We start from the raw sequence: 11669 nt of genomic DNA on the forward strand, positions 1-11669 counted from the left end.
AACGTGGCCCCACAAGACAACTCAGTCCATTTTGTTGCTATCGATATGGGCTCTAATAGCTTTCACTTAGTGATTGCAAGACAGCAAGACGGCACGATTCAGATCTTACATAAAGAAAAGCGCCAGGTTCAGCTCGCAGAAGGTATTGCAGACAACGGCCAGCTAGATCAGCAAGCCATTGAGCGCGGCCTCACTTGTTTAACTGAATTTCATCAGCGCTTTTCAGGACTAGAACAACCCAGAGTGCGTCTGGTGGCAACCCATGCCCTTAGAGTCGCTAAGAATGCCCGCCAGTTTATTAAGGCCGCCTATAAGATCATCCCCTACTCGATAGAGATTGTATCGGGCCATGAAGAGGCGAGATTGATCTACAGTGGGATCAGCAATAGCCAAAGCCTGCAAACACGCAATTTGGTTATCGATATTGGCGGTGGTTCGACCGAGGTTGTGATAGGCAAGCAAACAAAAGCCACAGCATTAGCCAGCCTCAAATGTGGCTGCGTGAGTTATAACAAGCGCTTTTTTTCTTCTGGCGTACTCGACAAAGCCAGCTTCAAGGCCGCACAGACTTCAGCCGATAAGCAGTTTTCTTTACTACCCAATGCCTATTTTAAGGGAAACTGGCAATTAGTGCTCGGAAGCTCAGGCAGTGTCAAAGCGATATATGAAGCGATAAATCACCAACAAGAAACACCGACTGACATTACATTAGAACGCTTAATTACGCTCAAACAATATCTGTTAGATGCACGTCATATCGATAATATAAACCTGCCCAATCTTGACCCCAAACGCATTGCGCTACTGCCTGCTGGTCTGTGTATATTGATCAGTTTTTTCAAACGCCTCGCCATAGATACCATGCAAGTTGCCCAAGGGGCTTTACGTGAGGGGATCTTGTACGAGCTGGCACAAATAGGCCAACAAAAAAGCATTAAGCAGCGCACCGTTACCAGCTTGGCACAGCTCTATCATGCCGATCCTGTCCAGGCGAGTAATGTCAGTCACTCTATCAATCATCTATTTGAGCAAGTCAGCGAGGACTGGCAGATTTCGCCTTACCTTTGGTTGCTAGAAAGCGGAGCCGAACTACACGAGATAGGCATCCATATTAACTCACGATCCCATCATAAACATGGTGGCTATATTATTGAAAATAGCGATCTTCCGGGTTTTAGTCAGCATCAACAGACCCTGCTCGCACTACTTGTGTTAAACCATAGAAAACGCATCAATCAAAATAGAGTTGAGCTACTGGAGCCAGAAGATAAATTACTCATAACCAGGTTACTCGTTATCTTTCGAATAGCTATCGTGGTTAACTTAGGACGGATTAGCACTCAACCGGTACAGTTGAAAATGGCTGTTAAAGATAACCATGTTATATTAATCATCCCTGACATGCCTGATGAAGAAAAACTGCTATTGAGTCGAGATTTAGCGGTTGAGCAATCGAAGATCGCCAAACTAGGCATTAAGCTTCACTTTTAACCCCAGAGAAACACCCTGTGAAGCGTAATAAAAAGTAACAACATAAAGAGCGGCCCTAAGGCTGCTCTTAGCTATCGATTGTTAAAGCTATTGTTATTGCGTTAACCAAACAAACTTAGGCAGTTGCGTGAGATCTAAACAGTTTCCCTGCTCAGCTATCGCACTGTGAGTTGGCGCATTGTGCGCATCTTCATTAAGTGCAGCCAACAACGCTTGCTGCGATTCACTCTCGCCATGCACCAGCACAAGAGGCGGCGAGTCGTTAAAATGTCGATACCAGCGCAGCAGTTCAGCCTGATCAGCATGAGCCGATAACCCACCAATCGTATGTAGCCTCGCTGCAACATTAATACTTTGGCCGCTGATGGTTAAACTTGTCGCACCATCGACTAACAATCGTCCTGGCGTCCCCTGCGCTTGATAGCCACAAATAATCACATCAGACTGACTATTAGCTAGGTTATGCTCTAAATGACAACGAATACGACCACCGTTACACATACCACTGCCCGCGATAATAATCAGTCCTTGGTGAATATGGTTGAGCTCCATTGACTCTTCAGTGGAATCGATAAAATCCACATTCGATAGTAACGGGTGCTTACCGGGCGATAAGCGGGTGAAGCGCTTAAAATCCTCATCCATTAAGTTATAATTCTCGACATAGATCTTGGTCGCTTTTATTGCCATAGGGCTATCGAGACAAATACGCCAGTGAGACAGATCCCACTCTTTAGCGTAGAGGTGAAACAGATAGAGCAACTCCTGGGCTCGGCCAACTGAAAATGCAGGCAGTAAAATATTGCCACGGCTCTGCTCTATGGTACGTGCAAATATTGATTTAAGCTCTTCTAGCGTATCGTCCCAACTACGGTGTAACCTGTTACCGTAAGTGCTTTCCATCAATACCAAATCCGCCGTATCGATTAAACTTGGGTCATCTAATATCGGCATGCCTTCACGGCCAAGATCGCCGCTAAAGACGAGTTTTTTAGTCGCTTCGCCCTCACCTAGCCAAAGTTCCACCACAGCGGAGCCTAAAATATGTCCCGCATCAGACAAACACACCTTAAGCTGTGGGATCACTTGCGCTTTCTCGCCATAATCGAGCGCCACAAACTGCTGCATAACACGGTCAACGTCGCCATCATCGAATAACGGCTCTAATAAAGGTAAATCATTCCTTGCACGCTTCTTGTTGAGTCTCTCTATATCTCTGGCTTGGAGCATGGCGGCGTCTCTGAGCATTACCGCACAAAGCTCTACCGTCGCCTTATGGCTATATATAGGCCCAGTAAAGCCTGACTTTACCAGTAAGGGCAGCCGCCCAGAGTGATCGATGTGGGCGTGGCTTAATACCACCGCTTGGATCTGTGACGGCGTGAAAGCAAAAGGGTCATGATTTCGTAACACATCAGCCTTACTGCCCTGGATCAGGCCGCAATCGAGCAACACTTGCTGACCATCAATATTGAGTAGGTGACAAGAGCCTGTCACCTCTTGCGCAGCGCCAAGAAAAGAGAGAGTCATCTGCATAGCAATCTTCCTTATAAAGGCACCGTCCCCCTTTGGGTTACTTCAATATGGGGTGAGTCAACTCTGGTGCTTATCATTAAAAGATAAACCCTTAAGCTGATCCCGACTAGTTGGAGATCAAAATAAAGGAGCTTTAAAATCCACTGCCTTTATGACAATCATCAATGCCAAGGCTTTAAAGTCAGTTGACGCCAAAATTAAAGCTAAGGTTGTCAAGGTCATGGCCTGTAAATGTTACTTGTTCTATCGAGAATAGCTGCTTGGTTAACGACACAATCCGTACAATCGAATAAGTGTAATCGAGAGAACCAAGCCAGCTCAATAAGTAAGTTGTAACGTAAAATAGGCTGCAAATATCGCCCAGATTTTAGGTAAGATGAGCAGTTGTTACGTAAGCTTAATTGTGAAAGAAGTATTAAACCTCAACAAGTAACCTTGAAATTAATCCTACGATTAGCTTTACTTAGCTTTGTAACAATACTGTCCATTAACGATTTAGGGGTTGATATGTTAGGCGAAAACCACTCAATAATGCATGAGTTTCCTGAGTACCAAGATATCATTGTTAAGCTTTGCCAAACCGATGAAGCTTTTGCTAAAGATACCAAGCACTACAATGCGCTAGATAAAGAGATCCGCGAACTTGAATTAAGAGGCGCGCCTATTGATGACGACGCCATGAATCAACTGAAGCATGATAGAGCAGAGTTAAAAGACTCACTGTTTCATCGCCTCAATACCAACTCTTGATTAGCCAACACTTAACAAGTCAAAGCTAAACCAACTAAGGCTTAATCAACTATGGCTTAATCAGCTAATGTGAGTCAGCAAGTTCTGAGTCATTAGCTGACAACAAAAAGGGAGCCGAAGCTCCCTTTTTTAGTCATTGTTATTCATTACTGAGGCATGCTGCCCTGAATGATTGTCGCACTATTATGACTTCCTACAGAAGTCACTGTAGCAGCGTTACTTGCATCGTACTGAGTAACAGAAACATGATTACCTACGCCACCATAAACATGCACATCAGTAACATGAGACTCACCCGTTTGTGCAACAGTGATATCGTTTTGCTCTCCCCACCAAGATTCAACCGATGCCTCGTTGAAGTCACCTTGCTGAGAGATATCTACAGTAGACTGATCATGTGCTGCATCAGCATAAACGCGGTTACCCGTGCCGTCTTGAGAAACCATAAGTAAATTATCACGTCCCCAAGTACCCGCTCCAACGGTGTCACCATAACCACTTGGTGTATTACCACCGCCCATGATGACGTTATCAGTACCTTGCTGGTCAATCGTTATTTGGCTACCTGAACCAAAACGTGTGCCTGCTGCAGCAAAGTTACCTTGACCATTTTGATTAATGCTAATACTGTTACCGTAGCTGTCGTCTGCTTGTTCTACTACAGCAGTGTTGCTTTCGCCAAGTTGAGTAATGATGGCTGAATCACCGTCACCCAATTGGCTAACTGTTGCTGCATTACCGTTACCCGCAGTGCTGCCACTCTGAGTTAGTGAAAGCTGGTTATTCATACCACCTTGAGTCACGTTTGCAACGTTCGATTCATCAAACTGAGTAATAATTGCAGATTGCACAGTACCAGTTTGATTAACTGTCGCGCTGTTGCCAAAATCTTGCTGGTTTAACGAAACAACACTTAAATCACTTGCTTGAGTGATGCTAGCGCTTTGGCCTGCACCTGACTGATTCACTGTTGCCTGGTTTTCATTACCAATTTGATCAATCGATGCGGACTGTGAAGTCCCCGCATCCGCAGTTTGATTGACATAGATGTTGTTAAGGTTACCAGTTTGGCTAGCGCTTAACGTATTACCTAAATGCTCTGAACCCGCTTGATTAGCAAAAAGGCTGTTACCATTGCCTGTTTGTGTCGCCGTGGTCGAGTCTTTAGCTTGTTGGTTAATAAAGCCTTGGTTGTTATTACCAATTTGCGCAAGGCTAGCTGTAGCCTCTTCACCGACTTGAGTAACACTGGCAATGTTTGCATCGCCAATTTGCTCTACATTCGCTGATGTTTGCATAGCAGTTTGGCTAATATAACCATTGTTACCGACACCATTTTGATTAAGAGTGGCACTGGTAGAATCAGACTTATCGTAAAACTCATCTGCATTGGTAAATTGGTCGATAGCACCAATATTCGCACTACCCGTTTGATTTAGCTCTGCAGTAGCATAATCAGCATCACCTTGTTGAATGGTTGCGTTATTACCGCCACCCACATTTTGAGTAATCGTTGCGCTAGCATGATCTGTCGCTAAATTATTGATAAATGCCGTATCACCAGAACCGTTTTGAGTAATGCTTGATAGTGAACCATCGGCACTGTCTTGGAAAATAGTCGCGTTGTTAGTATCACCATTTTGAGTGATGATTGCAGTCGCTTCTTCCTGCGTACCACGTTGCTGTCTAATGCTTGATACGTTCGCATTACCCGTAGTGTCGATTGTTGCCGTTGAGGTGCTGATCTCGTCATTTTGCTCAATATTAGCACGGTTACCTTGACCTACTTGGTCGATATCAGCCGTTGCATTTGCCGTTTCAGTTTGCGAAACAGATGCTTGGTTTGCACTACCGTTCTGATCCACTGTCGTAGTATTGCTCACACTTTCGTTGGCTTGCAAAACATATGCTTGGTTACTGTCACCATTTTGAGTGACATCTGCGTTATTGTTGTTGCTTCCCGTCGCATAAGCGCTTGTCGATGCAAAAATAGCTGATGAGACCAGCAGTGCAATTTTAGTGTATTTCATATCCCTATACCTTTCCCTAAATTAACAATTTTGAGGTAACAGACCGAGCCCGCTTACCACGACAAGGAGCAATTGCAATAATATAAACTCCAAAAAACAATTCTGAGTACTCGGCTGACAGCAAAAGATAGTCACTAGCTCGCAACAGGGGTAACCAGAATGTCGCCACAGATTATGCTTAGAGAAAAGCGTCCTTGAATCCGCTCAAAGTATTAAGCCAAACTAGCCTAAAGTTGTAAAAACCTCCCACACATAGACTTAACTACTAGTTATTTCGAGGGGAAGCAACCAGCCTTCACAGCATTAAAAACTAATAAAAATCCGATACCAAACACTATTAACCAAACAGTGTCAAAATAACGCCCCGCAGAAGTGTATAACGTATCCAAAGTGACAGTTGCCCCTATATTCTATTTTGGTGAATATGGCCGCCACTCCAAAAGTAAAATCAGCTACATGTGTTCAAAAAACTTCAGTTCTAACGTCACATCCTCTCGTGCTAATTGCTATGAATATACTAACTTGATTAGCTTGACTAGCTCCAAAGCTCGATAGTATTTAAGCCTATAAACTGAAGCCATATTAGTCATTACATCGGGCTATGGGGAGGTTCGGTAAATTTTTATTTAATTGCCTAGCTTGCTCAAGATCAAAGTATTAACCTTCTAATGTCACCACTCCCCAAAAGTCATTGAAACATAAAGCCATTATCAATATATTCAGCACCAAAATTGTCAGTAAATCGATTGAATATAGCGTAAAAAACTCGAATTAGAGGTACAGACAATAAACTGACCCAGTATTTGGAATAAGGATAAGCAACAAATGACATCATTGAAGTTAACCGCAGGCTTACTGGCATCAAGCCTGTTAGCCTTAAGCGGCTGCGCCCTAACACAAGCTCCAAAGCAAGTCAGCGAGGTTCAATTTACCGACCCACAATTTGCACAATGCGTTCAACAAAACGGCATCACGGAACTGGCCAAAATCACCCAACTTAGCTGTAATAGTCAGCAAATAACCAACGTAGACGAAATTAGGTTTATGCCTGCTCTGACAGCATTAGTGTTGCTGGATAATCAAATCAGCCACATTGATGTCAGTCATCTAGAGCAACTTGATAGGCTTATCGTAGGTAATAACCAGCTTACTGATATTGATCTGTCTAACAACCCATTACTCATTGCACTCAATATTTCAGGCAATAACATTACCACTGTCGATGTGAGTGAAAACCCACAGCTTATAAGCCTTTATGCCTATAAATTACCACTGACTCAAATTGATACTTCTACGCTACCAAAACTAAGAGATTTAGGCTTAAGCCGCCATCAGCTGACCGAGATTGACCTGTCTCATAATCCTGAATTACAGACATTAAATCTATCGGTTGGCACCTTGAGTAAAATAGATCTGTCCCATAATCCTAAGCTTAACCACCTTTACCTACCGAGCAATCAACTTACCGCGCTGGATCTCGAACACAACCCCGATCTCAGAGTTGTTGCGGTCAGAAATAACCAGCTCAAGCAATTGGATTTAAGCCAAAATCCACGCTTAATAAAAGTCAAAGCCGATTACAACCAGATTGATGATATGACATTGAGCCCTGCAGCACCTTTAATTGAACTAGAGCTCAACAATAACCGCATCACAGAGTTAGACATTTCAACCTTTAACAAACTGAATAAGCTCGTTGCATTTAATAACCCGCTACAAAGTTTGATACTTGATCCGCAATACCATCCTAAAATGCTATCGATAGAAGGCACACCGGTTTCAATCGCCAATAACGTCTTAAACCAACAGGATATCTCAAACCTATTATCGCCCCGAGTCAGTATCATCGAAGCCGGCACCATTACCCAGGATGGGGCTCAATATGATGTAAATTCCAGTCAATTAGTGATGCCAACACTTGGCCAATATATCGGTTATCGTTACGCGGTTAATTTACCTAAAGATGCCTCAGGTAAAGTCGATTCTCACCTTGCCAAGCAAAACCAGTTTCCCATTACAGTTCGCATGACTCACCCAGAGATTGTCGACCCTAAAAGTGGTAAAGGCTTCACCACCTCAAGCTGGACGGACACCATGTTCAAGCACGACCGTAATCTGGCGATGTGGTATTTCGGCGACGCCCATGAGTTAGTCACTGGGCGATGGACACTTGAAATTCTTTATCGCGATTCAGTGCTCGCCAAAAAGTCTTTCATGTTGGTGAATATGGATGAAAAAAACGTGCTAAAAGGCGGGAAGAATAAGGCTGTTGAGCAAGCCTTAACGCTAGAGAAGTTAATCACTCAAGGTGAGTATTACCTTTGCAATCAGGATAAATACCGGCGTTGTTTAGGTTTTAAAGATGCCAAAAACTGCGCAATTAAACTGCAGCCGTTTAAATCTCAATGCTTGAAGGACGCATTAACTGCGGTTAAACAACAATCGGCACTGCCAATGAATGATCAGTTAAAAGAGTTCTTTAGCCATTACACCGCTTGTATGGGCGGTGGATACATTCAAACTACAGAGCTTAACCCACAGCAAGTGGGTCAATGTTTAAGCCAGTAAAAAGCAATCATTTTTCACGCCAACAAATTATAGCCCGCCGATAGCGGGCTTTAACTCTCTGCAATTATCACACTCGTTCCTGCGGCTAATTTAAGCTTGGGGTAATCTCACCCAATTAACGCTGTAACAAGGGTAGGACAAACCTTAAGCTGCAAGCAATTAGGCCTGAAACAATTACTCACCCATGGTCGGATATTTTTTAGCGCATATAAGACGCCGTTTTAGGATTCGATAGTAAGGTTTCAAACACCCTCCAGCGACGCTGAACCTCTGTTTCCGCCAAAGTTTGCTCTGCATCCTTATTGGCTGACTTTGCAATATAATCGATAACAATATCCGCCCCTAAATTGTAATTAATCACATAACTGCCACTGGACTTGATAAACCTTAGATTATGCTTTGCTCTTACTGGCGAGTTGAGACTGTAATTTTGCAGCCAGTCAATGATCGCCTCATCTGTAGCTTCACCGCTCATATACAAACGAGCGGCTTCATTGCGGCTGTAACTTAATTGCGCCAAAAGCTTCTTTAACTTGTGATACCTATGAGCCTCACTCGGATCGAGCCCTGCCAGAGGGAACAAAATTTCACGATCAAAGCTTTCCCATTCATCAGCGGGAAATACCATAGCAATCCCAGCATCGGCGCTGCCTTCAGATAACAGACTATTCGGGCTCGACAGTGGATAAACTGAATACTCAAGCCAGTTTTTCCCCTCCACCAGATGCGTTTCTTGCAGTACATTAAAGACGTGATGCCCAGGATAGCCTTCATGAGAGGCTAAATTCACTGCGGCATCAATAAATATCGGTAAGTTGGTATTTATCTGGATCAAACTCTTATGCTCGCCTTTATACCAGTTATATGCACTCCAAGGGCGATCCTGCACATACTCGATAAGAAAGTCTTCATCTTGGGGGAGAGTGATATTAGCCTTAGTACGCTTACGGGCCTCCTCTATCGCGGTTCTAAGCACGAGATCTAGCTTATCAGCAGGAATTAAGAACTGACGTCGATATACATCCACCCTTTGATATAGAGGTTTTTCACCAGGCACCAGCGTATCAATTTGAGCAATGATGTCCTCAAAGTGCTCAGCGCTAAAGTGAGGCGGTTTAGCATCATATAAACGTACGGCCTCGCCATCGAAATCAAAGGAAGTGCCACTCAGTGTCGCGATAAAGTGAGGGATTGAATCAAGTTGTTTACTTAAAAATTGATGGCGTTGAACTAGCTCTTGGTCAAGCCCCCGCTCTTTGAGTCTAGCTAAACGAGTACTTAATGCTAACGCGCGTCCAGCTAACCTTTCATGTGGAATTTTCAGCTCTTTAACCTCAGGCTTTGGACGCCAAGTCTCAGGGCCATAATAGGCATCCACATAAGAGGGAGCATACAATCCAATCTCAAGGACGAGTTTGACATATCCCTCGGCAATACTATCAAACTCATTATTTAAAACTGGCTTATCAGAGCCCACAGTCTGCGCTATAGCCTGCTCGCTTCCAGCGTTCTCTCCCCCGCGGCAGCCAATGAGCGTCAGCCCTGAAATACAGATAACTACAATAAACAAAAAACAGAGGGCAAAGGTTTTCATTGTTCAATCCTAGAACTGATAATCTTAATGATTTAGAGAAACGGCCAATGTTAACAGAAGGTTGCATTTAGCTAAATAGAGGATTTCTCATCAAAGCTATTAAGAGATACCAATGAGTCATCAAGATTAAAGAGGTTTATTCCATGACATCACTCATGTGAACAAAAGTTACATTAACTCCAAAGAACTTAGCCGACAATAAATCTAAAACTGTTAGGCCCATCACGCGTCTTTACACTTATTTAATTGCAGTTGATAGTGAGATTGATTACCATTCGCGAATGTTTTATCTAACCTCAATCTTTAGTTTAAAAACAGCTTACAAATCAGGCTGTTTATAACAATAACCTTAAGATCCCCCTTTTTTGTCATAGGCCCGTTTTGCCTATACCGATTTGAGAATGTAAATATGAACGCTGTTGCGACGCTAAAATGGTTCCATAATTGGGTCGGTTTCTTCATCAGTATCACCATGCTGATTGTACTCACTACTGGTGTATATCTAGGTAGTGTTGATATGTTTAAGCGACTTGATGATAAAGGCCAGCAATATGCGCCACTATCTATCGAGCAAAAAGCGCATACCGTAGAAGTCTTATTTGAACGTTATCCAGCAATGAGTACCGTGCGCTTTCCAACAGAGCATACTCCTTATATTCAAGCGGCAACCCGAGGAAAAACCATAGCATTAGACAGTGAACTTAATGAGCTTTCAGTCAGCTCATTTGGTGATATTCCTGGCTACCGCACCGTATTTTGGTTACATCGCAACTTCTTATTAGAAGACTTTGGCGGCAAGTACATTAATGCTTGGGCATCTTTGCTTGGTGGTGCGGTAACCTTAGTCGGGATTTATCTATGGTGGCGCATACGTAAGGGCTTTAGATTAAAGCAAAGCATTCCAGCTAATACCCGCTCAAGCAGCTTAGTTAAGAGCCATATCCAGCTCGGCCTGTTTATCTCTGTACCGCTGCTTATCTTGTGCATTAGTGGTTTTTTAATTACTTACAAGAGTTTGTGGACCGGAGCACTTAAGCAACCAGCAACTGAAATGGTCTACCCGATTAGCCAAGCAAACAACTGGCAGAGTCAGCTACAAACAGCGCAAGATTTATGGCCAGAATCACACTTAGTCGCGATTAGTAAACCAAGAGTTAAAAAGGGAGAAACACCGACAGAGCTTAACTACAGTATACGTTTTGATAGTCATAGTGGTGTTTGGCTGCGTGAAGCCGACCGTATAACAATGAGCTTCGAGCAAGGTGTGATTAAAGACGCCATAAAGCACAGCGATAGACCGCTTTCAGGCCAAGTGGCAAGTTTTGTTAGACCACTGCATGACGCTTTAAACATGCCGCTCAGCTACTCCTTGTTTATCACCACTGTATCGCTGGTTGGTAGCTTAATCTTAATGTTCAGCGCAGTGACTTTCTATCGCCGTATATTTAAAAAGAGCATCAAACGTATTAATCGAGAAGTAACGGCATAGGTTTGTCACCGCTTAATTTACATTAAAAATAGCAGCCACTTGGCTGCTATTTTTATATCAGTAAAGCTAGGTGTCTTCGCATTCAGTCCTTCACTCAAACTTATTAACAATTCAAATGTTGACATTTTATGGCAATTCTACAAGATAGCTTGGTTAACAATAATAAAAAGTTTATTGCAAAATCATAATAAGAACCGTTACAAAAACGATA

The 11669-nt window shown here is 43.2% G+C and carries 7 protein-coding genes; 4 read left to right on the forward strand and 3 right to left on the reverse strand.

Annotated elements, in window-relative coordinates:
- The first annotated feature begins 3 nt into the window (after positions 1-3).
- Entirely contained in the window at positions 4-1491 is a 1488-nt protein-coding gene (locus tag ACVBIU_RS13040) for a Ppx/GppA phosphatase family protein (RefSeq protein WP_447163969.1), read from the forward strand.
- Between the two features lie 93 nt (positions 1492-1584).
- Here the strand turns inward: ACVBIU_RS13040 and ACVBIU_RS13045 are convergent, their stop codons facing one another.
- A complete protein-coding gene (locus ACVBIU_RS13045; RefSeq protein WP_447160708.1) occupies positions 1585-3027 on the reverse strand; it encodes an MBL fold metallo-hydrolase RNA specificity domain-containing protein in 1443 nt (480 codons plus the stop codon).
- 507 nt (positions 3028-3534) lie between these two features.
- Between ACVBIU_RS13045 and ACVBIU_RS13050 the strand changes: the two genes are divergently transcribed.
- Positions 3535-3777 (forward strand): YdcH family protein, encoded by a 243-nt coding sequence (locus ACVBIU_RS13050; RefSeq protein WP_447160707.1) that lies wholly within the window; start codon positions 3535-3537, stop codon positions 3775-3777.
- A 146-nt stretch (positions 3778-3923) separates the two neighbouring features.
- On the opposite strand, the gene ACVBIU_RS13055 is transcribed toward ACVBIU_RS13050, so the two are convergent.
- Positions 3924-5807, reverse strand: coding sequence for a beta strand repeat-containing protein (locus ACVBIU_RS13055; protein WP_447163970.1), 1884 nt, complete (start codon positions 5805-5807; stop codon positions 3924-3926).
- An 825-nt stretch (positions 5808-6632) separates the two neighbouring features.
- On the opposite strand from ACVBIU_RS13055, the gene ACVBIU_RS13060 reads away from it, so the two are divergent.
- Positions 6633-8375 carry a leucine-rich repeat domain-containing protein gene (locus ACVBIU_RS13060; RefSeq protein WP_447163971.1) on the forward strand — a complete coding sequence of 581 codons (1743 nt, stop codon included), beginning with the start codon at positions 6633-6635 and terminating at the stop codon, positions 8373-8375.
- A 199-nt stretch (positions 8376-8574) separates the two neighbouring features.
- Here ACVBIU_RS13060 and ACVBIU_RS13065 read toward each other — a convergent pair whose 3' ends face one another.
- Positions 8575-9969, reverse strand: coding sequence for a hypothetical protein (locus tag ACVBIU_RS13065; RefSeq protein ID WP_447163972.1), 1395 nt, complete (start codon positions 9967-9969; stop codon positions 8575-8577).
- A 409-nt stretch (positions 9970-10378) separates the two neighbouring features.
- Here ACVBIU_RS13065 and ACVBIU_RS13070 point away from each other — a divergent pair, with 409 nt between their 5' ends.
- Entirely contained in the window at positions 10379-11458 is a 1080-nt protein-coding gene (locus ACVBIU_RS13070) for a PepSY domain-containing protein (protein WP_447163973.1), read from the forward strand.
- Positions 11459-11669 lie beyond the last annotated feature (211 nt).

It is taken from the genome of Shewanella sp. 30m-14, from assembly GCF_052977125.1.

Bases quoted from the DNA above. Each gene is read 5' to 3' on its own strand.
- ACVBIU_RS13055 (WP_447163970.1), bottom strand. From the start codon at position 5,807: ATGAAATACACTAAAATTGCACTGCTGGTCTCATCAGCTATTTTTGCA.
- ACVBIU_RS13045 (WP_447160708.1), bottom strand. From the start codon at position 3,027: ATGCAGATGACTCTCTCTTTTCTTGGCGCTGCGCAAGAGGTGACAGGC.
- ACVBIU_RS13070 (WP_447163973.1), top strand. From the start codon at position 10,379: ATGAACGCTGTTGCGACGCTAAAATGGTTCCATAATTGGGTCGGTTTC.
- ACVBIU_RS13060 (WP_447163971.1), top strand. From the start codon at position 6,633: ATGACATCATTGAAGTTAACCGCAGGCTTACTGGCATCAAGCCTGTTA.
- ACVBIU_RS13050 (WP_447160707.1), top strand. From the start codon at position 3,535: ATGTTAGGCGAAAACCACTCAATAATGCATGAGTTTCCTGAGTACCAA.
- ACVBIU_RS13065 (WP_447163972.1), bottom strand. From the start codon at position 9,969: ATGAAAACCTTTGCCCTCTGTTTTTTGTTTATTGTAGTTATCTGTATT.